This is a genomic window from Kitasatospora sp. NPDC058048 (genome assembly GCF_042885555.1).
Taxonomy (GTDB): domain Bacteria; phylum Actinomycetota; class Actinomycetes; order Streptomycetales; family Streptomycetaceae; genus Kitasatospora; species Kitasatospora lactacystinica.
The window spans coordinates 1-24265 of record NZ_JBHVRT010000071.1; the positions used below are offsets into that span (position 1 = coordinate 1).

Annotated in this window: 17 protein-coding genes, 2 tRNA genes and 1 pseudogene; 9 read left to right on the forward strand and 11 right to left on the reverse strand. The window is 75.6% G+C overall.

Annotation, left to right across the window (positions count from 1 at the left end; all coding sequences use genetic code 11):
* Positions 1 to 42: 42 nt before the first annotated feature.
* Positions 43 to 918 carry a hypothetical protein gene (locus ACFVVA_RS40640; RefSeq protein ID WP_359913968.1) on the reverse strand — a complete coding sequence of 292 codons (876 nt, stop codon included), beginning with the start codon at positions 916 to 918 and terminating at the stop codon, positions 43 to 45.
* Between the two features lie 42 nt (positions 919 to 960).
* On the opposite strand from ACFVVA_RS40640, the gene ACFVVA_RS40645 reads away from it, so the two are divergent.
* The 4 genes from ACFVVA_RS40645 (at position 961) to ACFVVA_RS40660 (ending at position 3822) form a co-directional block, all read left to right on the forward strand.
* Positions 961 to 1551, forward strand: coding sequence for a GNAT family N-acetyltransferase (locus tag ACFVVA_RS40645; protein ID WP_387695717.1), 591 nt, complete (start codon positions 961 to 963; stop codon positions 1549 to 1551).
* 191 nt (positions 1552 to 1742) lie between these two features.
* On the forward strand, positions 1743 to 2483 hold the full coding sequence (locus tag ACFVVA_RS40650) for a sensor domain-containing protein (protein WP_387695718.1): 741 nt from the start codon (positions 1743 to 1745) through the stop codon (positions 2481 to 2483).
* Between the two features lie 94 nt (positions 2484 to 2577).
* On the forward strand, positions 2578 to 3324 hold the full coding sequence (locus ACFVVA_RS40655) for a hypothetical protein (RefSeq protein WP_387695720.1): 747 nt from the start codon (positions 2578 to 2580) through the stop codon (positions 3322 to 3324).
* Between the two features lie 36 nt (positions 3325 to 3360).
* Complete coding sequence (locus ACFVVA_RS40660; protein ID WP_387695721.1) at positions 3361 to 3822, forward strand: GNAT family N-acetyltransferase; 462 nt, start codon at positions 3361 to 3363, stop codon at positions 3820 to 3822.
* Here the strand turns inward: ACFVVA_RS40660 and ACFVVA_RS40665 are convergent.
* The 8 genes from ACFVVA_RS40665 to ACFVVA_RS40700 all read right to left on the reverse strand — a co-directional run bounded on the left by ACFVVA_RS40665 (position 3812) and on the right by ACFVVA_RS40700 (position 12546).
* A complete protein-coding gene (locus ACFVVA_RS40665) occupies positions 3812 to 4981 on the reverse strand; it encodes a hypothetical protein (RefSeq protein WP_387695723.1) in 1170 nt (389 codons plus the stop codon). The two genes, ACFVVA_RS40660 and ACFVVA_RS40665, sit on opposite strands and share 11 nt — an antisense overlap.
* 463 nt (positions 4982 to 5444) lie before the next feature.
* On the reverse strand, positions 5445 to 6233 hold the full coding sequence (locus tag ACFVVA_RS40670) for a hypothetical protein (protein WP_387695724.1): 789 nt from the start codon (positions 6231 to 6233) through the stop codon (positions 5445 to 5447).
* Between the two features lie 192 nt (positions 6234 to 6425).
* Positions 6426 to 6499: transfer RNA gene (locus ACFVVA_RS40675), tRNA-Met, on the reverse strand.
* A gap of 50 nt (positions 6500 to 6549) precedes the next feature.
* Positions 6550 to 7881, reverse strand: coding sequence for a PrsW family intramembrane metalloprotease (locus ACFVVA_RS40680; protein WP_387695726.1), 1332 nt, complete (start codon positions 7879 to 7881; stop codon positions 6550 to 6552).
* 115 nt (positions 7882 to 7996) lie between these two features.
* Positions 7997 to 8782 (reverse strand): tRNA (guanosine(46)-N7)-methyltransferase TrmB, encoded by a 786-nt coding sequence (gene trmB / locus ACFVVA_RS40685; protein ID WP_387695732.1) that lies wholly within the window; start codon positions 8780 to 8782, stop codon positions 7997 to 7999.
* Between the two features lie 304 nt (positions 8783 to 9086).
* Entirely contained in the window at positions 9087 to 10661 is a 1575-nt protein-coding gene (locus ACFVVA_RS40690) for a TROVE domain-containing protein (RefSeq protein ID WP_387695727.1), read from the reverse strand.
* 298 nt (positions 10662 to 10959) lie between these two features.
* A tRNA-Ser gene (locus ACFVVA_RS40695) sits at positions 10960 to 11021 on the reverse strand.
* Between the two features lie 97 nt (positions 11022 to 11118).
* Entirely contained in the window at positions 11119 to 12546 is a 1428-nt protein-coding gene (locus tag ACFVVA_RS40700; RefSeq protein ID WP_359913997.1) for an MFS transporter, read from the reverse strand.
* A gap of 818 nt (positions 12547 to 13364) precedes the next feature.
* Between ACFVVA_RS40700 and ACFVVA_RS40705 the strand changes: the two genes are divergently transcribed.
* The 3 genes from ACFVVA_RS40705 (at position 13365) to ACFVVA_RS40715 (ending at position 17003) form a co-directional block, all read left to right on the forward strand.
* A complete protein-coding gene (locus tag ACFVVA_RS40705) occupies positions 13365 to 15500 on the forward strand; it encodes an asparagine synthase-related protein (protein WP_387695728.1) in 2136 nt (711 codons plus the stop codon).
* A 178-nt stretch (positions 15501 to 15678) separates the two neighbouring features.
* Positions 15679 to 16200 (forward strand): universal stress protein, encoded by a 522-nt coding sequence (locus ACFVVA_RS40710; RefSeq protein ID WP_359914003.1) that lies wholly within the window; start codon positions 15679 to 15681, stop codon positions 16198 to 16200.
* Positions 16201 to 16298: 98 nt separating this feature from the next.
* Positions 16299 to 17003: a DsbA family oxidoreductase gene (locus tag ACFVVA_RS40715; protein ID WP_387695729.1), complete on the forward strand. Its 705-nt coding sequence runs from the start codon at positions 16299 to 16301 to the stop codon at positions 17001 to 17003.
* A 130-nt stretch (positions 17004 to 17133) separates the two neighbouring features.
* Here the strand turns inward: ACFVVA_RS40715 and ACFVVA_RS40720 are convergent, their stop codons facing one another.
* Positions 17134 to 19329, reverse strand: a complete 2196-nt coding sequence (locus ACFVVA_RS40720; protein ID WP_387695730.1) for a sigma-70 family RNA polymerase sigma factor — start codon at positions 19327 to 19329, stop codon at positions 17134 to 17136.
* A gap of 336 nt (positions 19330 to 19665) precedes the next feature.
* On the reverse strand, positions 19666 to 20541 hold the full coding sequence (locus tag ACFVVA_RS40725) for a TetR/AcrR family transcriptional regulator (RefSeq protein WP_387695731.1): 876 nt from the start codon (positions 20539 to 20541) through the stop codon (positions 19666 to 19668).
* A 552-nt stretch (positions 20542 to 21093) separates the two neighbouring features.
* On the opposite strand from ACFVVA_RS40725, the gene ACFVVA_RS40730 reads away from it, so the two are divergent.
* Positions 21094 to 22467, forward strand: a complete 1374-nt coding sequence (locus ACFVVA_RS40730; protein WP_387695733.1) for an NAD(P)/FAD-dependent oxidoreductase — start codon at positions 21094 to 21096, stop codon at positions 22465 to 22467.
* 206 nt (positions 22468 to 22673) lie between these two features.
* A pseudogene (locus tag ACFVVA_RS40735) lies at positions 22674 to 23966 on the forward strand (SpoIIE family protein phosphatase); the annotation flags it as partial.
* Positions 23967 to 24265: the final 299 nt, after the last annotated feature.

Sequence of the window (24265 nt, forward strand, 5' to 3'; positions counted from 1 at the left end):
GCCCGGAGCAGCGGCTCCGGGCCGGGGCCTTCTCGCGAGGTCTCACTCCTCGGCGGGCAGCTGCGCCAGGTACGCCTCGATCTCCTCCTGGCCCGGCTCCGGCGCCAGCTCCGGGAACTCCGTCACCAGCAGCCGGGGCAGCCCCGGCACCGTCCACCCGCCGAACAGGTCGAGCGCCGCGTCGACCGCCGCCTCCTCGAACTGCCCGAAGTCCCCGGCCAGTTCGTCCGGCATCGGCCGCCCCTGCGCGGTCAGCTCGGCCAGGTTGCGGTAGCTGCGCCGCATCAGGCCCTGCTCCAGCAGCCGCCGGGCGCCGTCGGTGGCCATGCCGACCGACAGCACCCGGCCCGGGCCCCAGCCCTGCTCGTCCGGCTCGTCCAGCCAGCCGGCCGGCACCAGCGCCTCGTACGCGGCCAGCCGGTCCTCCTCCGCGAGCTCCGCGAAGCCGGCCAGCCAGTCCCGCACCGCCGCCCCGTCCGTGACGTCCACCCCGTACGCGTGCAGCAGCACCGCGTACAGCCGGGGCCAGGTCACCAGGTCGGCGCGGCGCAGCAGCCCGGCCGCGACCTCGCCCTGCCACTCGGCCTCCTCGTGCAGCCGCTCCTGGCGCTTGGCGTTCAGCCGCCGGGCCGCCCGCTGGTGGTCGATCAGCAGCCGGACGGCGTCGCCGTAGGCGAGCGGGTCCTCCTCGGGTGCGGGTTGGACGTACAGGTGGAGCCGCTCGTACAGCAGGTGCTCCACCGCGTCGGAGGTCAGTTCGGGCCAGCCGTCGTGCATCCTGCCGTCGCCCAGCTCCAGCAGCGCCAGCACCGCGCGCAGCGGCGCCTCGGCCACCGGCGCGCGGTCCTGCCCGGCCGCCCAGGCGAGCAGGTCGGCGGCCTTGGTGCGGGGGGCGAGCCGCAGGTCTTCGTCGTTCATAGTCCGAACGGTAGCCGCCGGGCGGGGATAGGGTCGGCAGCCATGGTCCCCGTACGACTCACCGGCCCGCGACTGGCCGTCCGCGAGTACCACCTCACCGAGGACGACGTGGACGCGCTGCACGCGCTGTTCGGCGACCCGGAGGTCACCCGCCACCTGCCCTTCGGGCCGAGCGGCCGGGAGGACTGCGCCGACCAGATCGAGCTCTACCTGGAGGAGGCGATGGCCGAGGAGCGGGACACCTACCGGCTCGCCGTCACCAGGCTCGCCGACGCCGAGGAGCCGGCGGACGCGACGCCGATCGGGCAGGCCTCGCTCACCCTGGACGGGCACCGCGCCGCTCAGCTCGGGTGCGTGCTCGCCCGCGGGTCCTGGGGCCGCGGCTACGCGGGCGAGACCGTCGGCCTGCTCTGCGACTTCGCCTTCGGCGCCCTGGACCTGCACCGGCTGGCCGCCCGGGTCGCCGTGGACAACGCCGCCTCCGTGAAGGTGCTCACCGGGCTGGGCTTCCGGCTGGAGGGCCGGCTGCGGCACGACGCGTTCAAGGACGGCGTCTGGTCCGACTCGTTCCTCTACGCGCTGCTCGCCGACGAGTGGCCGGGGGCGGGCACGCGGGGGCGGACGACCGGCTGACCGCCCGGGCCACGGACCACCGCTCGCCCCCCACCGGCTCACCCCGCTCCAGCGGCCGCCCGGCGGAGGGGGGTTAACCCCACCCCGGATGCGCCAGGCCTCCGGATCCCGTCCGGCCGGGCGTGTCCACCAGACTGGAGCCTGTCAGCGGGACGAACGACCGACAGTACGAGGGGCCGGGGGCCGGGAGCATGAGCAGCAGCCGCAGCATGGAGGACCGGGAGTGGGACGTCCTGGGCGGTCACGGTGACGACCCGCGCCCGGCCCGGGTCCGCCGGACCGAGCGGCGGCCGGCCGTGTGGCGGGCGCCGTTCTCGGCGTACTACTACCGCGAGGTCGGTTACGCGCTCAGCGGCCTGCCGGTGGCGATCGTCGGCTTCGTCGTCTCGATCACCCTGTTCTGCCTCGGCGTCGGCACCTTCGTCACCGTCATCGGTCTGCCCGTGCTGGGCGCCCTGACCAGCGTCGCCCGCGGTTTCGGCCGGCTGGAGCGGGCCCGGGTGCGCGGCCTGCTGGCCCTGGACGTCCCCGGCCCGGCGCCGGTGCGCCGGGTCCGCCAGGGCGGCTGGGGCGCGGTCACCGCGCGGCTCGCGGACGGGGCCGGCTGGAAGGCCGTGCTGTACCAGGTGGTGATGTTCCCCTGGGCGGTGCTCAGCTTCGTGGTGACGCTGGTGTTCCTGGTGCTCGGCTGGGCGCTGGCGCTCTACCCCGTGTACCACTGGGTCTTCCCGACGTACACCTCCTGGAAGGGGTACCGGTTGTTCGACTTCCACGACAGCCACGGCATCCGGCACGTGTACGACGTCCAGTCGCCCTGGCAGATCGCCGGGCTCTCGCTCCTCGGCGTGCTGCTGATCCTCCTCACCACGCAGCTGGTCCGCGGCCTGACCAACGTCAACCGGGTCGCCGCCCAGGGCCTGCTCGGCCGCTGACCGGCCGGCCCCGGCCGAGGACCCCGCCCGCGCCCCGCCCGCACCCCGGACGCCTCCGGATGCGGGCGGGGCCGCCGCGTGTTCGGATGACCGGGTGGCCGCCGTCGGCATTCCCGCCGTTCCCCCGGACGTCCTGGTCACCTCCCGGCCGCTGGACGAGTACTGCGCCCTGTTCGGCCTCACCCGGGCCCGGCTCGCCGCCCTGCCCGGCCCGGTCCTGGACTGCCCCGGCGGCGCGGCCGGCCTGGCCGCCGAGGCGCGCGGGCTGGGCTGCCGGGTGATCGCCGTCGATCCGGCGTACGCGCTGCCGCTGCCGGCGGTCGCGGACGCCGCGATGGCCGCCCGGACGGCGATGGCCGCCGCGATGGCCGCCCGCCCGCAGCTCTACCCCTCGCCCCGCCCGTACCGCGCCGAGCGCTACCTGCGCAGCTGGGACCGCGCCCGCCTGCTGTTCGCCGCCGACTCGGCCGCCCACCCGCAGCAGTACGTGGCCGCCGCACTGCCCCGGCTGCCCTTCGCGGACGGCGCCTTCGCCCTCACCCTGAGCGGCTACCTGCTCTTCGCCTACCCCGAACTCTTCGGCCCCGAAAGCCAGTTGGTGGCGCTGACCGAGCTGGTCCGGGTCACCTCCCCGGACGGCGAGGTCCGGGTCCAGCCGCTGCACGACGGGTACGGCCGGCGCTGCGGCCACCTCGGCCCGCTGCGGTACGCGCTCGGCGAGCGCCGGATCGGCAGCGAGGTCCGCCGCTACCCCGGGCCGGTGGGCGGCCGACCGCGGCGGGTCCTGGTGCTGCGGGCCGCCGACCATCGCCGCCGGGCGCTCCGGGCGCCGGGCATGTAATAGTCACTGTCGGGGGTCACTCCTATACTCGCCCGTATGACCGACACGACGATCCGGCGCGCCGACGAGACCGACGCCGACCGGCTCACCGAACTGATCCAGGCCTCCTCCGCCTACCACGGCGAGTACGCGCCGATGATCGAGGGCTACCGGGTGACGCCCGAGTACCTCGCCCGCCACGAGGTGTTCCTCGCCGCCGACCCGGCCACCGGCCGGCTGCTCGGCTTCTACGGACTGATCCGCGAACCGGCCGAACTGGACCTGATGTTCGTCGCCGACGAGGCCCAGGGGCTCGGCACCGGCCGCGCGCTGATCGCGCACATGCTGGAACTCGCCCGCGAAGCCGGGATCGCCGCCGTGCGGGTCGTCTCCAACCCGCCCGCCGAGCGCTTCTACCTGCGGGTGGGCGCCGAACGCGTCGGCACCTGCCCCGCGCGCGGGAGGATCACCTGGGACCGTCCCGAACTGCGCTTCACCGTCCTGGAGTTCACCGGCTAGAGGTCCCCTCGGCCAAGGGTCCGCCCTGCCCGCCCTGCCCGCCCTGCCCGCCCGGTCCGCCCGGTCCGTCCGGTCCGCCCGGTCCGTCCGGCTGGGCCGGCACGAGGGCCGGCGCCGGGAGCCGGGAGAGGATCTTCTCCGCCAGCCAACTGCGGTCCGACCCGTACGGAATGCCCCGCGGGTCGACCAGCTGGGTCGCCACCGCGTCCCGCAGCCGCTGCTCCCCGGCGGCGGGCAGCCGGGAGAGCAGCCCCCGGGCGGCCAGCAGCGCGTGGTACTGCTCGAAGCCCGAGCGCGGGCGCTCGATCGCGTCCAGCACGCTCGGCAGGTCCGCCAGCGCCGGATCGCCCTGCATCAGCGCGAGCGCCTGGATCCGCCGCCCCTCGGAGCCGTCCGCGAAGAGGGCCCGCACCTGGTCGGCGGTCAGCGCCGAACGCCGCGCGGTCGAGCGGACCTCCGCCACCACACCCTCCGGCCCGGCCGGCGCGCCGGAGGAGGGCGGCAGCTGCCCGGCCAGCGCGGCCGGGCGCTCCGCGCTGCCGCCCAGCAGTCCGAGCTGCTGCATCGCGCGGACCCGCAGGTCGTCCGCGCCCACCTTGTCGCCGTGCCGGTCGCGGTCCTGCCCGGCGAGGAAGAGGTCCAGCGCCTGGTCGGTCTCGGTCAGCGCCTGCGGCAGTGCCAGCCGCGTCACCAGCCAGCCGGCCAGGAATCCGAAGACCAGGAAGTACAGCACCAGCGCCGCCGCGAACGGTGCGACGTCCCGGCCGCCGCCGAGTGCGGGCGCCAGCGCCGCGCCGAGGTCGTGCAGCCGCTCGCCGAGCGAGCCGAGCTGGGTCAGCCCGACGCCCAGCAGCACCTTGGTCAGCCAGTCCGAGACCTGCTCCAGATTGGTGTTCGGCGCGTACGAGCCCTGCGGCTCGCCGGCAGCGGCCCCGCCGCGCACCCGGGGCACCCCGAAGAGGAAGCCCAGTGCGCCGCCGAGCACCACCGAGGCCCCGATCACCACCAGCCCGCCGCCGAGCGCCTGCCAGGCGTGCTCCCGGCCGAGCGCGAACAGCAGCAGTCCGAGCAGTCCCGTCCCGGCCAGCACCCCGGTGGCGCCCCACTGCGCCGTCCGCAGCGTCGCCCCGCCGCCGCCCGGCCGTCGCGCCTTCGCCATCGCCCACCCCCTGTGTCCGCGTCGCTCCGCTCCGGAACGCGCGCCGACTCTAGCGCCGCGGCCCCCGCGCGGAAACGTGCGGCCGGTGCCCCGGACACGGCGCGGGGAGCCTCCGGAATCGTGCCGGAAGCTCCCCGGGAACGCAGACGGCCCGCGGACTGCTCCTCCGCGCCGGCCCGTGCACTGGCCGGGCGCCGAGGCACCGGGGATGTACCGGTGAGACCGCGGGCCGGGTGACTGCTGTGGATTTCGCCTGCCGGAGGCCAGGGGCCTCATCCTGCGCAGGCAGGGGCGGCTCTAGCGAGCAGCCACCTCACGCATCCTGATGGAACTCAACTCAGGATCACCTCCTTTCAGTGTGCTGCCACGATAGGCAGCCCGCCGGACGGAGGGCAACGGGTTATTTCGCGGAGCCCCGCCCGGCCCCGGTGCCGGCCGTGCGGAGCGTGCCCGGATCCGCTGCTCAGGCGGTCTTGAGCTGGTCCTGGAGCTTGGTGAAGTCGACCGTGTTGTCGGCCGACGGGGCCTGGATGGTCAGCGGCTTGTCGAAGTCGCTGAAGTCGATCTTGCCGTTGCCGTCCTTGGCACCCGAGTGCTCGACCCGCACCGGGTAGGGCTTGCCCTCGGTGGCGATCTGCATGGTCGTGACCTCGCCCTTGGAGTCGGCGACCTTCAGGCTGAAGGTCTTCACGCCGTTGACGTTGCCCGCGGAGCCCTTCTCCACCTTGTCGTTGCCGCTCTTGTCGGCGGTGATCTTCTTGCTGAACTCGGCGAGGTTGCAGACGCTGATCAGGGAGCCCATCGACGGGTCGCTCTCGAAGCCCGTCAGGTAGCGGCCCTTGAACAGCTCGGCGGCCTTGGCGCCGTTCGGGCCGCCCACGTTGGTCCAGAAGTCCTTGTCCGGCTTGACGTACGAGGTCTTGCCGTCGCTGATGATCTCGAACTTGCCCATGCCGGGCATCGCCATGGTGCCGGTGCACTGGCTCTTGTTGTCCAGCGCCAGGTTCAGCTCCATGCTGCCCTCGCCGGTGTCGACGGTGCCGACCATCTTGAGGGAGCTCGCGGAGGCCAGGGCGTCCTTGGCCTGCTTCGCGATGTCCTGGGCGCTGAGCTTGTCGGTGTCGAGCTTCTGCGCGGCACCCGCCTTGGCGTCGCCGCCCGTCCCGTCGCTCTTGGTGCTGCCGCACGCCGCGGTGCCGGCTGCCAGGACGAGGCATATCGCGGCGGTGCTGACCAGTCGCTTCGACAGCATGTGGTTCTTCCTGTCCGGGTGGCCCGAACAGCCCCCCAATGAGATGAATTTTTCCTCAGTATGGTTCAGGACCCTGACAGGTGATCGTGGGACCGGCCGCTGTTACAGCTTCGTGGCAGGACCGTCCTTCGTCCGTACCCGGGAACGCGAAAGGCCCGGAGGACGAATCCTCCGGGCCTTCCGGCTACTGAGTAGCGGGGACAGGATTTGAACCTGCGACCTCTGGGTTATGAGCCCAGCGAGCTACCGAGCTGCTCCACCCCGCGTCGGTGAACACAACAATACGGGGAAGTCGCCGATATGGGAAATCGGTTCCTCAGGGCGCCCTGGCGACCCGCCGCCGACCGGGTGCCGGGTGCCGCGCCGCACGGCACCTTGCCCAGGCCGCGAAGGCGACCAGCGCGGCGAAGCAGGGCACCATCAGCGCCCCGTACACCACCAGGAAGCCGTCCGTGCCGAGGTCGGCGGCGGCGTTCCAGGTGCCGTGCAGCGCCATCGCCAGCAGCAGCCCGGCCGGCACCGCCAGCCGGGCCAGCCAGCGCCGCGCGGTGGTGAGGGCGACGGCCAGGCCGATCCCGGTGAGCGCGGTGAACAGCGGGTGGGCGAAGGGCGAGAGCAGGGCGCGCAGCACGAAGGTCTGCACGGTGCTGTCGAAGTCGCGAAGGCTGGGCGGGTCGCCGAGGCCGATGCTGTCCAGCCGCTGCCGCTGGTCGCTGCTGAAGGCCCGGCCCAGGTAGAGGGCGTTCTCGGTGAACGCGAAGCCGCAGGCGGTCATCCCGCCGAGCACCACCCCGGCGGCCAGGGTGCGCGGCCGGGAACGCCGGTGCGGCGCCCCGGAGGGCGGGGCCGGGCGCAGGTACGGCAGCGGCCGCAGGTACGGGCGCAGGCGCAGCCGGCCGCGGGCGTGCGGCCCGACCGGGTGGCGCGGGTGCGGGCGGGGGTTCCGGGGCGCGGGCGACCGGCGCAGCAGCGGCGCGCAGGGGCGTCCGGTGCGGCGGCCGCGGCAGCGCAGCCGCTGGCCGAGCGGGAGCAGGAGCACCAGCAGGGCGGTGGCCTTGGCGGTCTCCTCGATCACCGGGGTGGCGATCCCGGCGCCGAGCAGTTCCCCGAACGGGCCCCGGTGCCGGGTCAGGTAGCTCGTCGTCCAGTTGTTGGCCAGGATGGCGACGGTGGTGGCCGCGCAGGCGCCCCAGCCGAGGCAGAACACGGTGTGCCGCAGCGGGACCCGGGCGGTGAGGTTGAGCCAGGCCAGGCCGCCGAGCACGAACGGCAGCGGCACCACCGCCAGGCCCAGGCCGACCAGCAGTCCGACGGTGCCGGTCTGCCGCTGGACCAGGTGCAGGATCAGCACCCCGCAGCCGATCAGGGTCAGGACGGCGGTCGCGGTGACCGAGGAGAGCGCCACCGAGCGGCTGCGGCCCGGCGGGGCCCCGGGGGCGGTGGTGCCGGCGCGGAGGACGTGGTCGACGGCCGGGAGCGGCCCGGCGGCGGTACCCGGCCGGGGCAGCAGGCGATGCGCCCGGTGCCTCCGGGGCCCCGGAATGGTCCGGGTGTCGCCGGTGCTCGGGACCGTCTCCGGTGCGTCGGCGGCTGCTCGAACCGTCGTGCGACCGCCCGTCCGGAACCCGCCGCCGGACGGGCTGCCCATGCGGCACAGGGTAGGCCACGGCGGCGGCCCGCCGGGAGGAGTCGGGACGAACCGTCCCTCCCGGGCCCGCCCGTCCGGCCGCCGCGCGGCCGCCCGTTCGAACGGGGCCGGAGGGTCAGCGGCGGCGGAACAGCACGTCGTGGACGACGTGCCCCTTGGCGATCCCGGCCCGTTCGAACTTGGTGACCGGACGCCAGTCCGGCCTCGGGGCGTAGCCCGGAATGCTGCCGTCCGGGTGGTCCCCGGGCTCCAGCCAGCCGGTCCCGTCGCCCTCGGGGTGCAGGTTCTCCAGCTCCGGCGAGGCGGACAGCACGGCCAGCATCTGCTCCGCGTACGGCTCCCAGTCGGTGGCGCAGTGCACCAGCGCGCCGGGGGCGAGCCGGGGCAGCACCAGGTCGAGGAACGAGGGCTGGACCAGCCGGCGCTTGTGGTGCTTCGGCTTGGGCCACGGGTCGGCGAAGTAGACCCGCAGACCGGCCAGCGAGGCGTCCGGGAGCATGTCGCGCAGCAGGATCACCGCGTCGCCGGCGGCGGTCCGGACGTTGTGGGAGCCGTCCCGCTCCAGCAGGCCGAGCAGGTTGCCGTGGCCGGGGGTGTGCACGTCGGCGGCGAGGATGCCCATGGCCGGGTCGGCGGCGGCCATCGCGGCGGTGGTCTCGCCCATGCCGAAGCCGATCTCCAGGGTCACCGGCAGGCCGTCGAACAGCTCCCGCGGGTCCAGCGGGGTGCCGTCGATGGGGATGCCGTACGTCTCCCAGCTCCGGTCCAGGGCGCTCGCCTGGGCGTTGGTCATCCGGCCCCGGCGCGGCTGGAAGCTGCGGATGCGACGCTCGCGGTGCTGGGCCTCGGTGGCCTTGTGCGGGTACATCGGCGCGGGGTAGGCGGCCGGCGCGGCGGACATCCGGGCGGACGGCGAGGGCTGGGGGATCGGGGCGGTGGCAGTCACAATCACCCGAGTCTACGGGGCTGTCGGGGCTCTCCGGCCGGGCCTGTGACCGGGCTCATCCACCGGCCCGTCCGGCGCTCGGCCCACCCGTCGGCGGCCGGGGAACGGGGAAGGAGCCGCACCCCCGTGACGGCTCCTTCCCCTTCCTCCCGGCGTCGGCCCCCCGACCGGCGCCGGCTCCTGCCGCGGCCGTCCCCTCCCCGCCGCGGCCGGGTCCGGTCGGCGCGGGCTCCCCGGCCCGGACCGTCCCGCTGATCCGCTACTCCTCCCAGGGCCAGCCGGCGTTCGCCCCGGATTCCAGGAGCGGGATCAGCCGGAAGGCCGCGTCGCCCAGGCCGCCGAAGGTGTGCCGGTGGGCGCCGCCGGGGCCGTGGCCCGGGGCGTAGCCGGCCAGGTTCCAGGTGTAGACGGGGACGTGGGCCGGGACGGCGGCGAGGGGGTCGCCGCCCCAGCGGCCGGGGCCGGTCTGCTCGTCGGTGACGATCACCACCCGGTCGTGGCCGCGGTAGTGGGTGCGGACGGCGTCGGCGGTGTTGGTGCCGCCGAGATCGGAGAAACGTTCCAGCACACGCAGTACCGCCTCGCCCCGGCCGACGTCGACCACCCGGCTGGTGGTGCCGAACTCGACCAGGTCCGCCTCGGCGGCCCGGACCTTCAGCGCGGTGCCGAAGATCGCCGCCGAGTCCGCCCGGTTGAGCTCGGTCGGCCCGCCGGAGCGGTCGAACATCGAACCGGAGCGGTCCACCAGGATCAGCGTCCGGCCCGGCAGTTCGGGCACGTTGGCCAGCGAGTGACCGAGCGCCGTCTCCAGCGCGTGCCCCCAGCGCAGCGAGGGCACGTTGCGGTGTGCGGCCAGGTAGCGGAACGGGAACTGGCGCGAGCGCCGCACCTCGGCCTTGTCGGAGATCCGCCGGGCCACCTCGGCCGCGACGGCGTCCGAGACCCCGGCCCGGTCGAAGTTGCGCAGGTTCCGGACCAGCGCCATCGGGCCCATCGACGGGATGACCGCCGCCCAGACGTCCGCGTCCAACGGCCCCTGCAGCCAGCCCGCCAGCGCCTCCCAGGTCAGCCCGGCGGCGGCCAGCCGCGCGGCGCCGCCCTCGGCGGTCACCGCCGCCCGGCGCTCCTCGACGGGCAGCGCCAGCAGCTCGCGGTTGGCGGTCAGCGTCCGGTCGGCGGCCGGCGGGACGGCCTCGTCCGGGCGGTGCCTGCGGTCCAGCGCGTACGCGAACAGGGCGCCCTGCCACTCCTTCGCCGGGTCCGGCGAGGGGTGGGTCAGCTCGATCACGTCGCCGAAGCGGTAGCCCTTGCCCGCCGTGTCGTACTTGAGCAGCGCGCGGGCGTCGTACAGGTGCCGGACGGCGTCCGCGACCCCGCGCTTGAGCGGCTTGGGCAGCGCCCGGCCGTAGCGCGAGGTCCAGTAGGCGAGCAGCTCGCCCGGCTCGTCGGCGCGCCGCAGCACCGCCGCGACGGCCTGCCGGGAGTGGCCGTGGGCGCCCGCGTCCAGCCGGGCGCGGGTGAACTCGGCGGCGCCGACCAGCGCGGCGGTGCGCATGTGGGCGCCGTAGCGCAGCCAGCGCAGCAGCCCGACGGTCCACTCCGGCTCGGCGACGGCGAGTTCGCGCACCAGCGCGGTGTAGCGGTCGTCGCGGTTGCCGCCGCGCTCGTAGAAGGTGTCCTGGCCGACCATGTTGGCGATCGCCAGCAGGAAGAGCTCGGACTTGCGGTCCCGGACGTAGCCCGGGCCGCCGTTGTGGTTGACGGTGCGCTCGCCGGTGGTGGCCACCGGCGAGTTCGGACCGGCCTTGGTCCTGCGGAAGTTGAACCTGGACATGCGGAAGCCCCCCTCGGCGTGCTGGTGTCAGTGGGGAGGGAGGCATGCTGCGGCAGCGGTGCCCGGGGCCGTCATGGCTGACGCGGACCCGGGCACCACGAAGAGCTGCCTCCCGAGATCAAAGGTGGCGGCGGTGTTTCGCGGGCTCGAACCGCAGCGCCCTGGGGGGCGCCTCACCAAGAAGTAACCGCTGCCGTCGCACCGGGAGGTGCGGACGAACTGTTCACGTACAGGTGTCCAGAGATCGAAGGCGGCTGAGGTGACATAGCTGCTCTACCGACTGAGCTACACCGGCGAGTACCGGCGGCGGGACTCGAACCCGCGACACGCCCATTAAGAGTGGAAGTAACCCCTGCCTGCGCACCTGGACGAGAGAGACCATAGCGAGGCCCCTCTCGCCACCGCACTTCATTTACTGCCGGACCGCCCTTTATCGCCCGACCGCCGTCCCGTCCGCTCACGCCGGAGCGACGATCACCGCCCGGGCCCGCTCGGTCAGTTCCCGCACCCGGCGTTCCCCCTGGAAGGGCTCCAGCCGCCGCAGCATCTCCACCACGTACTCCCGGCTGCGCTGCGAGGAGATCCGGCCGGCCACCTCGACGGCGCGCTCGCCGGCGGCGACCGCGGCGTCCAGGTCGCCCGCCTCCGCCTCGGCCATCGCCGAGACCACCAGCCGCAGGCCGTGCGAGCGGACGAAGCCCTCGGTGGGCGTGGCCAGCGCCTCGCGGGTGAACTGCCGGACCTTGGAGGGCACTCCGAGGTCGCGGAAGCACTCGGCGGCGTCGGCGGCGAGCCGGTCGTAGGCGTAGAAGTCCATCCACGCCGGATCGGGATCCCCGGCGCGCGCCCGTTCGAGCGCGCTCTCCGCCGCGCCGAGCGCCGTCGCACACGCCGCCGCGTTGCGGGCCTTGGCCTGGGCCCGGGCCTCCACCAGGTGGAAGAAGCTCATGGTGCGGGCGGTGGCCAGGCCCCGGTTGCGCTCCAGCGCGGCCTGGGCGAGGTCGACGGCCTCCTCGGCGAAGCCCCGGTAGCCCGCCTGGAGGCTCATCGAGGCCAGCACGTAGCCGCCGAGCGGGACGTCGGCGGCGGCCCGGGCGAGCCGCAGCGCCTGGATGTAGTAGCGCTGGGCGGCCTCGTGCTGCCCGGTGTCGAAGGCCATCCAGCCGGCCAGCCTGGTCAGTTCGGCGGTCGCGCCGAACAGCGCCCGGCCGACCGCGTCGCTGTACGAGGCGAGCAGCAGCGGCGCCGCCTCCACCCGCAGGCACTCCGGCACCATCGACGAACGCCAGTCGCCACCGCCGTACTTGGAGTCCCAGCGGCGGGCCTCCTGGGCGGCCTCGCGGAGCTTGGCGGCGTCCGAGTGGCCGACCCGGTAGGAGGAGGTGTCGGTGGGGGAGCGCGGCACCTCGCGGGCCACCGAGCCGTCCGCGGGGGTGATCAGCCAGCGGGAGACGGGGGTCGCGTAGGCGGCGACCGAGAAGGTGCCGGCCAGGCTGTCGCTCCAGCGGCCGCCGCCGGGGCCCCGGCGCAGGTCGAGGTCGACCCGCCACAGGTCGGTCGCCGAGCGGACCGCGTCGGCGACCTCGCGGGGGAAGGCCAGGCCGAGTTCGGGCGCCGGGTCGGTGTCGCCCAGGCCGATCTCCTCCAGCGGGACGGGCCGGCCGAGCTTGCCGCCGATCGCGGTGGCGATCAGGTGCGGGACGGGCCCCTGCGGCACCATGCCCTTGCTGACCCAGCGGGCCACCGAGGTCTTGTCGTACCGCAGGGTCAGCCCGCGTTGGGCGCCGAGGTCGTTGACCCGGCGGGCCAGTCCGGCGTTGCTGATCTGGGCGAGGGTCAGGAGCGTGCCGAGCCGTTCGTTCGGTCCACGTGGGCTGACGGTCATGGTGGCGGCTGCACCTCCTGCGGCCTTGTGCGCGGGGCCCGGGCGGCACCGGGCCGTAGCTGCTGTACCTAGCGTAGTCGGACGCGTTCCGACGGTTAAGAGGTCGCATTCCGGATGGCGGGATCGCGCACTCGGCCGTGCCGCACCGGAGTTGGTCCGGACCGCTCGGATCCGGCCGACCGTGCCGCGCGCCGGAGCGTCGTGCTCCGGTCCCGTGTACACGTGCGCCCGGCCGTGCCCCCTGGCCCGACCGGCTGGTCGGCGATTCGCTGGTGGTCGTGGGTCGGCCTGCCGTCGAGGACCCGGCGGGCCGGGGGACGCCGCCGCCTCAATCCCCGCGGGTGGTGGTGAAGTCCGGGAGGGCATGCGGATGCCCTCCCGGGCCGGGCGACGCCTTTCGGCCATCTCGCGATGCCCATGCCAAGGCGTTTCGCCGGCGGTCCGGGCCGGGGAGGGGGAGGCCCGGCCCGCCCGCTCCCCGGAGCACCGGGCGGATCGAACTCCTTTCCGGCGGACGGAACTTGCCCACGCGCAGTGATCGCGCACCGGACGGAGCTCCGGCCGGGAGCGGGCCCGCGCGCGCATCGGTGCCCGCCCGCACGGCCCCGCGGCCCGTCGAACGGCCGGTCCGAACGGAGGCGGAACCCCGGAACACCGGCCACGGCGACGCCCGGCGGTGGCACGATGTCTCCTGACGGCGCGTCCGAGCTGCGGGGACCCGCCGGGACGCGCCCGGGCCGCCACGGCAGCACCACCCGGCCGCCCGGCGGGCGGCGAACGCGCCGCACGGATGCAGGTCCTCGTCCGGTGGAGGCGCGATGCGGTGGCTGACGGGCTGGTGCACGGGTACGCCGAGCGCGGGCTTCCCGGCGCACGAAGTGCGCGGCGGGGTCGAGCCGATCGCCGCCCGCCCGCTGTGGTCCGGGCCCGACCCGCTCTGGGCCGTGGGCGACTGGCGCCCCGCGGAGATCCGCCTGGTCACCCACCGCCCCGGCGCCCCCGCCGTGGTCAGCACCGGCCCGACCGAGCCCGACCGGACCGAGGACACCCCCGCCACCACCCGGCTCGCCGTCCTCGGCCACTGCGGAGCCACCGACGCCGAGCTCGCCGCCGGCCTCGCCGCCGCCCGCGGCGGCGCCGTCCGCCACCTCACCGCCTGGCCCGGCAGCTACACCGTCGTGCTGCGCTCCGGCCCCCGCTCCACCCTGCTGCTCACCGACCTCGCCGGCGCCCGGCCCGTCTTCCACACCCCGTGGGCCGGCGGCACCGCGTACGCCACCGCCGCCCTGCCGCTCGCCGACCTGGTCGGTGCCCCGCTGGACACCGGCCACCTCGCCGCCCGGCTCGCCTGCCCGGAGTCCCCCGAGGCGCTCGGCGCCGGCACCCCGTACCTGGGCGTCCAGCGGGTGCCGCCCGGCCACGTGCTCGGCATCCGCGGCGGCCGCCCGTACCTGTCCGGCTACGACGACCCGGCCGGCGCCGAGCAGCCGCGCGACGAGGCGCCCGCCGTCCGCGAACTCACCCGCGCCCTGCTGGAGTCCGTCCGCTCCCGGGTCCGCACCACCACGCCGGTCCCCGACCCGGTCGGACGGGCCCGGCTCGGCGTCGACCTCTCGTACGGGACGGCCTCCGCGACCGTCGCCCTGCTCGCCGCCGCCGTCCCGCTGCCGCCGGTGCCCGCGGCCACCGCGGCGGCCCGGGCGGCCACCGCCGGGGCCAGGAGCGGCGCGGTCAAGGGCTCCTGGGCCCGCGCCGCCGCCCCGGAGGCCGCCGCCCCCGAGCGGTTGGCCGCCGTCACGCTCGGCGAGACCGGGCCCCCGGCCGGCCTCGCGCTCGCCCCCGACACCCCGCGGCTGCGGCACACCGTGCTCGACCCCGGACCGGACACCCTCCCGTACGCCGGGCCGGGAGCCGACCCCCGGGCGGGCCGGCTCACCGACGAGCCCGGGCCCGAACTCGTCGCCGCCGCCCGGGCCGAGGCCCGCTTCGACGCCGGCGGCACCGACCACCTCACCGGCTACGGCGCCCGCCAGGTCCTGGACGGACACCCGGCCCGGCTCGCCGACCTCGTCCGGGCCGGGCGGCCGCGCGAACTCCTGCCCCCGGTCGTCGCCCTGGCCGGCGTCGACCGGGCGGCCGCGGGCGTCCTCACCGGCACGCTGCGCACCCCGCTCACCGTGCTCCGGGCCGCGCACCGGCTCTCCCGGGTCCGCTACGCCGAGGCGCTGGACGAGGCGGCCGCCAAGCTGACCGCCCGCCACGTCCCGGACGGCGGCGGTACGGCGGGGGCCCGTTCGGCCGTCGACCTCGCCTGGTGCGTGCCCGGCCCGGCCGCCCGCTGGCTCTCCGACGAGGCGCTCTCCTCGGTGGCGCTGCGGCTCCGCCTGGCGGCGCGCAGACCGGCGCCCGAGGAGCACCCCGGCGCGTACCGGGCCCGACACGCCCTCTACCGGCAGGCGCGCGGGTTCCGCACGCTCGTGCACGCCGCCGAACAGCCCGGCCAGCGGCTGCACGCCCCCTTCCTCGACAACCAGGTGGTGCGCGCCGCCCGGCTGCTGCCCGACGACGTCCGCCTCCAGCCCGGCGCCCGGCACGCCCTCCTGCACGCCGTCCTCACCGGCGCCGGCCGCACCGACCTGCCCCCCGACTGGGGCCGCGGCCCCCGCCCCGACCGCACCGCCCCCGCCCGCGCCGGCCTGCGCCTCGCCGCCGACGGCCTCGCCGAACTCTTCGACGCCCCGCTGCTCGCCGAAGCCGGCCTCATCGACCTCCCCGCCGTCCGCGCCCGCCTCGCCCACTCGGCCGACCCCGCCACCTTCCTCTCCCCCGCGGACCTCGCCGGCCTCGCCGACCTCGTCTCCACCGAGCTCTGGCTCCGCCGGGTCCGCGCCCGCCGCCACGGCGCCTGCTGGACCGGCCTGCCCAGCCCCCGGCGGCCCGCCCTCACCTCCTGAGCCTCCTGAGCCTGTTGGGCCTCCTGAGCCCGTGGAGCCCGCGCCGACGACTCCCGCCGGCCCGCCCCACGACCGTGAGCCCGCCCCCGCCTCCTGCCCTGCGGCGCGGTTGCCGGGGCCGGGTCGGGGCGGCGGTGATGATGGCGGGGGTGTGGATCCGGGGCGAGGAGGGTGCGCGGTGGCCGGTGGGAGCGCGGGGCGGGAGGTGCCCGTCGTGCTGTCGGTGCTCGGCCGGCCGCCGACGGGGCGGCCGCCGGGGGTGCTGGCGGCGTGCGACGGCTCGGACGGGTCGCTGTGGGCACTCGACCGGGCGATGACGGAGGCCGAGCTGTTCGGGCTGCCGCTGTACGTGCTCGCGGTGGTCAACCCGGCGCCGGCCGGCTACCCGCCGGGGATGGCGGAGCTGGTGCAGGAGAGCGTGGAGACGCTGGTCGAGAGCATGGCGGACGGGCTGCGCCGCTCGGTGGCCGCCGTGCAGCGCCAGCGCCCCGCGCCGTACGCGGGGGAGCTGTCGCTGCACGTGGTGCTGGGCAGCGTGATCGAGGTGCTGCTGGAGGCGGCGACCCGGCAGCACACGCTGGTGATCGGCACCCGGGGCAACGGCGGCTTCGCCCGGCTGCTGATGGGCTCGGTGAGTTCGGCGGTGGTGCACCACGCGGCCTGCCCGGTGCTGGTGGTCCCGGCGCCGCCCGCGGTGTGATCCGCTGCACGGACCGGGCCGCCGGGAATGCACCGAGATGGTTCATCGTTCACCCATCTTGTACACATTCGCCAAGACGCCCCCTGGAGCCCCCCGCAATGAAGGTCGAGATCTGGAGCGACATCGCCTGCCCCTGGTGCTACATCGGCAAGCGCCGTTTCGAGCAGGCCCTGGCGGACTTCCCGGGCAAGGAGCAGGTCGAGGTCGTCTACCGCCCGTACCAGCTGGTCCCGGACGCTCCCGCGACCGCGAGCCCGCACCGCGCCTGGCTGGCCGAGCGCTACGGCCCGCAGTCGGTGGCGATGGACGCGCGGGTGGCCGAGCTGGGCCTCGCCGAGGGCATCACGTACGACTTCGACGCCGCGCTGCACGCCAACACCCTCCTGGGCCACCGGCTGCTGCACCTCGCCGAGGTCGAGTACGGCCCGGCCGTCCAGGGGCGGCTGAAGGAGGCGCTGCTGAAGGCGCACTTCACCGACGGTGTCGACGTCGGTGACCGCGCCGCGCTGGCCGATGTCGCCGTGGCGGCCGGCCTGGACCGGGACCGGGTGACCGCCTACCTGGCAGGCGACGAGGGCGTCGCCGAGGTCGACGCCCAGCTGGCCGAGGGCCGCGAGCTGGGCATCAACGCCGTGCCGACCTTCGTCTTCGAGGGCAAGTGGGCCGTCCAGGGCGGCCAGGACGCCGAGACCTTCCGCAAGGTGCTGGACCAGGTCGCCACCGAGATCGGCGAGCGCCGTCCCGCCCCGGTGCAGGTCGCCCCGGCCGGGGAGGCCTGCGCGGACGGCTCCTGCGCCATCTGACGCCCGGCCGTCCGGCGCCGACCGGGCGCACGGCACCGCGGACCCGAGGCCCGCTCCAGGACTCCTGGAGCGGGCCTCCGTCATGACCGCCCGGAGGCCCGGCCGGAGACCCGACCGGAGCGGGCGCCGGTCACGAGCACCGGAAGCGGGCCTGGGCCCAGTCCGCGACGTTCAGCGCCGACCAGATCCCGCTCACCGGCGTGACCACCAGCTTGACCGACTTCTGCCCGGCCAGCGGCACGTGCACCGGCACCGCGTCGTCGCCGGCGGCCAGCGCGCGGGAGCTCCACAGGGTGCTGCCGTCGCCGCCCTGGACGGAGAAGACGACCCTGCCCGGCGAGAGCGTGGCGTCGTCCACCCCGGCCACCGCGTCGAAGGACGCGCAGCTGCGGTTGAGGTCGATCACGGTGGTCGCGGGGGCGTGCACGGTGATCGCGTGCGGGTGGTAGTCGCCGCCGATCCAGCCGCCGTCACGCTGCCAGAAGTTGTCGCTGCCCTTCTGCCGGATGCTCGGCTCGGGCGGTGGCACCCGGTTGTTGCCGGGCTTGAGCACCGGCAGCGAGTTGCCCCAGAAGTCACTGAGGATCGGCGGCACCGGCGTGGTGACGGTCGGGGTCGGCACCGGCGGCAAGGTTGGCGTCGGCACCACCGGGACGTCGGGCGTGGGCAGCGGCGGCAGGGTCGGCACGGGCACGACCGGGGGAGTGAAGGTCGGCTTCGGCGCCTTCGAGCTGCTGGGCGCGGGCGTGACCGGCTCCGGCGCCCCGGTGGTGGCGGGCTGCGGGGTTCGGGAGGCGGCGGCCGGCTGGGCCGCGGGGCTCGCCGCGAGCGCCTCCGGGGCCGGCGCCGGGGCCGCGGTGGGCGCGGCCGGGGGCGGTGCCGGAGCGACGGCGACCGGGGCGCTGGGAGCCGGGGGAGCGGCCGCCGGGGGCGCCGGCTCGGGCGCGCCGGTGAGCGCGTACGCGGCGACGGCGGCCGCGGCCACCGCGATGGCGGCGGCGATCCCGGCCTTGGCGGCGGTGCCCAGGCCCTCGCCGGCCGCGGCTGCTCCCGCCCCGCCGGAGGCCGCACCGGTCGAACCGGCGGCGGCCGCACCCGCGGCGGCCCCCGAGGACCCGGAGGCGGCGGCCGTCCCGGCGGCTGCCGCTCCGCCGACGGCGGCGGCTCCGCCCACGGCGGCCGCGGCGGCGCCGAAGCCGCCGACGCCGATCCAGACGAGCACGCCGCCGGGCAGCAGGGCGCGCAGCCCGGTGTTGATCTCGGTCAGTTCCAGGCAGGCGGCCGTGCAGCGGTCGCACTCCTTGAGGTGCCGGCCGACCTCCGCCGAGGCCCGCTTGCGCAGCGAGCCCCGCGCGTACGCTCCGAGCCGGTTGGCGTAGGCCTCGCAACCGCTGTCCTGGCTGCCCGAGACGTGGGCCTGGAGGAACGCGGCGGCGAGCCGGTCGCGGGCCCGGTGGGCCTGGACGGCGGTGGCGTTGGCGGTCTTGCCGAGCATCACCGCGACGGTCTTCGGGGATTCCCGCTCGACCTCGGTGTGCCAGAGCACCACCCGGTCGTCCTCGGGCAGTTCGGCGTAGGCCTGCATGACCATCCGCTGGTCGGCCAGTGCCATCGCCCAGGCGTCGGCGCCCGGGTCGGCGAGGTCGAAGTCGACGACGGCGGCCGAGGTCTGCGCGAACACGGCGAAGTCGTCCACGAGTTGCTCGCGGCGCTCGCTGCGGTGCCAGGCGGCGGCGACGTTGCGCACGGCGGTCAGCAGATAGGCGCGGACGGCGAACTCGGGGCCCTTGCCCGCCCGCAGCGCCTGCAGGGTGCGGGCGAACACCTCGCCGGCGAGGTCCTCGGCGGTGAAGTTGTCCCGGCAGCAGGTGCGCGCGTAGCGGCGCACCGAGTCGGCGTGCCGGCGGTAGATCTCCTCGTACGCGGTGTCGTCGCCGGCCCGGACCCGGGCGGTCAAGTCGGCGTCGGAGGCGGGGCGCTCGCCGTCCACCGGGTCGGCGGGGGCGGGCACGGTCGGCCGGGCGGTGCGGCCGTCGCCGGTGAAGGGGTCGCCGACGAACGCCTCGGGGGCGACGCCGCCCCGGCCCGCCGGGGCCTGTCCGGGCACCCGGCCCGGGGGCAGCGCGGCGGCGGAGGCGGAGAGCGTCTCGCGGCTGGGCATCCCGGCCTGGTCGGGGACGTGTCCGGCGGCCGAAGCCGCTGCGGCGCCCGGCACTTGGGCCGTCCCGCCGACGCCGTTGAGACTGCAGGGCCCCTCGCCGGGATCACCGGAGAGGCCTCCGAAGTCGAGGCCGTACCCGTAGTCGTTCTGTTCCTCGGCGCTCACAACGGACCCCAGATTCCACGACAGCCCCCGTAGTGTGGCAGGGCGTGCGGGAGTGCGCAGGCGCACGGTTCCCCGACGTACGGCGCCGACGGCGCGCGAACGGCGCGCATCGGGACATTGGCTCCAACCACGGGCAAAGGATGGCATAGCGCAGGGACCGGCGGAAGCCGGACCAACCGCCTTCCACTCCTCCGAGGGGCCGTCGCGGGGGTGTTCGCCCAGCGTGCGGCGGTGGGGTGTGCGACTCCCGCACCCGGCGCGCGCATCCGGGCCGCGCGCCGGTCCTCCCTCCAACTCCCGTACCCGCCGGGCGTGGCGGACCGGTCGGCCCGGGTATCAGCGCTCCCGCAGGCCGTCCAACAGGATCTGCAGCAGCCGGTCCGAGGGGCCGGCAGTCGGTTGACCGTCCGTCTGCGGAGAAATCGGCGAGAAACCGCCGGCCGCCTGCGCCGAGACCGACGGACGGGCCGCGTGCACCGGCACCGAGGCCGTCAGCACCAGCACCACGTCCGACACCGTGACGCCCGGACGCAGTTCGCCCGCCGCACCGGCCCGCGCCACCAGGGCGGCCAGCAGCTGCAGCAGCAGCCGGGGATCGGCGTCGGCCGCCGACGGCTCGACCACCCCGCCGGAGCGGGCCTCCTCGCCGCGCAGGTCGAAGCGGACCGCCGCGGGCGGTTCCGGCGCCCGCTGCTCGGGCACCCGGCCCAGTTCCTCCGCGTACCGGAACGCCTCCGGCGGCAGCAGCCGCCCGGCACCGGTGGACACCGCGCGGGCCAGGTAGCCGGCCAGCGCCTCCCAGGCGCCGTCACCGCCGTACAGCGACTCCCGCGCCTGCGCGGTCAGCCACGCCACCTCCTCGGCGGCGATCCGCTGGACCAGCACCTCCTTGCTCGGGAAGCGCCGGTAGACGGTGCCGACCCCGACCCCGGCCCGGCGTGCGACCTCCTCCATCGGCGCGCCGTAGCCGAACTCGCCGAACACCTCGCGGGCCGCCCGCAGCACGCTCTCCAGGTTCCGCCGGGCGTCGACCCGCAACCTGGCCCCGGGCACCGGCACCGCGGGCGGCGCGGGCTCGGCCCGGTACGCGACCGCCGAGTACGCCGACCCGCTCTGCGGCGGCAGGTCCACCGGGCCGCGCTGCTCCGGGACCGTGCCCGGTCCGGCCTGTGGTGCACCCACCCGCCCCAACACCTGCTCCTGATCCATCATCCCAACTCTCCCCCGCAGGCGTCCGAAACCGGACCCTGTCGTCGCCCGCCCCTGCACCCCCCGGTGCAGCTCAGCCCGTCAGAAATGACCCGATGACCCATTGCTCGTGCCGCCCGTCCCGTTCCGGTGACCACGGTCGTGCCGCCGTGCCGGGTCCACGTCCGGCTCGGCGCGTCGGCACCGTCCGGGGCCCTGTCCGGGAACTACCCTTCCCCGGATGACTGTCCCCCAGTCGGGTTCTCACGCCAACGCTGGAACTGGCCGTAGTGGCCGCTCCACGGTGCGTCGCCGCCGATTGTCATGGCGACGGCCGCCCCGGTACACAATCCGACCATAGTTCACCACTCTCCGAGGCCGAAAGTGCGTCAGAAAGTCGCCCAGTAAGCACAACTGGCCACGACGGCCACTCGTGTCGCAACCAGCCCCGTACGGACTGTGGACAAGACGACCCCCGCCGGTCCTTCATAGGGGGCGTGATGGGGGGACACCCCCGGCCGCGGTGCGGCCGGGACGAAACGTCGCATCGGCAGGAGGCGCACCATCAGGATCCTGATCGCCGGCGGCGGCTGCGCCGGAACGGCCGCCGCACTCCACCTCCAGCGCGCCCTGCGGGAACGGCTGCGGCGCGGAGAGGTGGAGATCACCGTTGTCGAGCCCCAGGCCTACTTCACCTACCACCCGCTGCTGGCCGAGGTGGCGGCCGGCTCGATCGACCCGAGACACGTGGTGGTCCCACTGCGCCGGGTCCTGCCGGACTGCCGGGTGCTCACCGCCCGGATCACCCGGATCGAACACGCCGCCCGACGCGCCCTGGCCGACGCCGCAGGCCCCGGCGAGACCCCCGCACCGGTCGAACTGCCCTACGACGTCCTGGTGGTGGCCCCCGGCTCGGTCTCCCGCACGGCACCGGTGCCCGGCCTCGCGGAACACGGCCTCGGCTTCTCCACCGTCGGCGAGGCGGTGGGCCTGCGCAACCACGTCCTGGAGCAGCTCGACCTCGCCTCCGCCACCCGCGACCCGGCGCTGCGCCAGTCGGCGCTCACCTTCGTCTTCGTCGGCGCCGGCTACGCGGGCGTCGGCGCGCTCGCCGAACTGGAGGACATGACCCGCACCGCCGTGCGCGGCTACCACAACGTCCGCGCCGAGGACCTGCACTGGGTCCTGGTCGAGGCGACCGGCCGGATCCTCGCCGAGGAGTCGCCCGAACTGGCCGCGCACACCCTCGGCGAGCTGCGCGAGCGCGGCGTGGACATCAGGCTGGACACCACCCTGGAGTCCGTCGCCGACCGGGTCGTGGTGCTCTCCGACGGCAGCCGCTTCGGCGCCCGCACCCTGGTCTGGACGGCGGGCGTCCGGCCGGCCCCACTGCTGCGCGCGACCGACCTGCCGCTGGACACCCTCGGCCGGGTGCGATGTCTGGCGACCCTGCAGGCCGTCGGCCCCGACGGACGTGCCCTGCCCGGCGTCTGGGCGGCCGGCGACTGCGCCGCCGTACCGGACCCGAACGCGGACGGAGCCCCCTGCGCGCCCAACGCCCAGCACGCCTTCGCCCAGGCCGAGCTGCTCGCCCGCAACGTCGTGGTGGCCCTGGACGGCGGGCCGCACGCCCCGGGCCTGGCCGACTACCGGCCCGGCCCCGCCGCCTGCTCGACCTCGCTCGGCCCGCGCCGGGCCGTCGCCCACACCCGGCGCGGCGGCCGGCTCACCGGCCGGCGGGCCTGGTGGCTGCACCGGGCCCGGCACCTGCGGCGGCTGCCGAGCGCCGAGCGCCGGGTGCGGGTGCTGATGGACTGGGTGCTCGGCGGGGTGTTCTCCCGGGAGGTGGTCTCGCTGGGCGCGATGGAGCACCCGCGTTCGGCCTTCGAGGGAGGGTTCGGCCCGAGGTCCGACCGGCCGTCCGACGGCGGACCGGATGCCGCCCGGTGACCCCACCGGTCGACCCGGGCCGGCGGCCGACCGAACGGCGGGCCGGAGGGTGGATCGGAGGGCGGAACGGACGGCCACGCCGGGCGCGCGACTTCCGGAACCGGGCCTCCGCCTGACAGGATCAGCCCGACCTGGTCATTACCCCGTGTGCTGTTGCGCACACAAAAAGTGATGATATGCCTGGAAAACGAGGAAGCGGCCGTCGTTTGAACCTCATGCGCTGGAGCGCCCGCCTGGCCGGAGTCCCCTGGCGTGCCCTCCCGCCCCACGGGACGGGCACCGAGGACGGAGCCCCCTGCCCCGACGGCGTCGTCGTGCCCGGCCCCCGCGACCCGAGCAGCCCCACCGCCACCGCCGAACTGCTCGACCCGCACAAGCCGCAGAACCTGCGCGAGGTCCTCAACCGCATCCCCGCCCCGGTCGCCGTCACCTACGGCCCGCTCCACCAGCTCGGCTACGCCAACCGGGCCTACCGCGAACTCTTCGGCGAACGCCCCACCGGCCTGCCCGCCGCCGAGGCCCTCCCCGAGCTCGCCACCATGGGCGTCCTGCCCCTGATGGACCAGGTCATCCGCGGCGGCCGCCCGCGCAGCGTCAAGGCCCGCTGCATCCTCGGCCTCACCGGCAACCGCTATTACAACGTCTCCTGCGTCCCGCTCGGCACCGGCGAGAACGGCGACGCCCCCACCGAGGGGCCGCCCGCCGGAGTGCTGATCTTCGCCGCCGAGGTCACCGACCAGGTCCTCGCCGCCGCCCGCCTGCGCGAAGCCGAACGCCGCCAGCGCGAGGCCGCCGTCACCCTCCAGCGCAGCCTGCTCCCGCAGAAGCTCGACCAGCCGGCCGGCCTGCGGGTCGCCGCCACCTACCAGCCGGGCGGCGCCGAGGCCGCGGTCGGCGGCGACTGGTACGACGTGATCGCTATCGACGGCGGACGCACGGCACTCGTCATCGGCGACGTCATGGGCCGCGGCCTGCGCGCCGCCGCCGTCATGGGCCAGCTGCGCACGGCCGTCCGCGCCTACGCCCGCCTCGACCTGCCCCCGCACGAGGTGATGCGCCTGCTCGACGGCCTCGCCATGGAGATCGACGCCAACCAGATCGCCACCTGCACCTACGCCGTCTGGGACCCGCGGCGCCGCACCCTCTCCTACGCCTCCGCCGGACACCTCCCCGTACTCCTGCGCTGCCCGGACGGCACCATCCTGCGCAGCGAGGAACAGAACGGCCCGCCGCTCGGCACCGGCGGCGGCCTGCACATCTCCCACACCCTGCGCCTGCTCCCCGGTACGACCGGCGTCCTCTATACCGACGGACTGGTCGAGCGCCGGGACGAGGACATCGACCAGGGCCTCGACCTCCTGGCCCGCACCCTGGCCGGAGCCATGGGCGCCCCCGAGGTGATCTGCGCCCGGCTGCTGCGGGCGATGGGCGTGACCTCCGAGCACGACGACGACGTCGCCGTCCTGGCCTTCCAGCTGCCGGCGGAGGAGGGCGCCGAGAAATCGGTTGCGCCGGTTGACTCGGCGAGCCCGGAGGTCTAGTGTTCTTCGAGCTGCCTGGCAGGGAGCACCGGACACGCGTCAGCGCGGACGGTCCCGGGGCAGCCAATCCTCTGAAACACCACTTCCCGGTTCGGGCCGGGTCGCTTCGTCGTTTTTTCACGTTGCGGCCTGGTGCTTATTCGGCGTGCGCATTTTATTGGGTTGCGGTCGGATTCGCTTTTCGGAGCGGGGATCGGCTAGAGTTTGAAACGTCGGACAGGGCGTCAAGCCCCGGAAGACACCGGCGAGTTGGATGA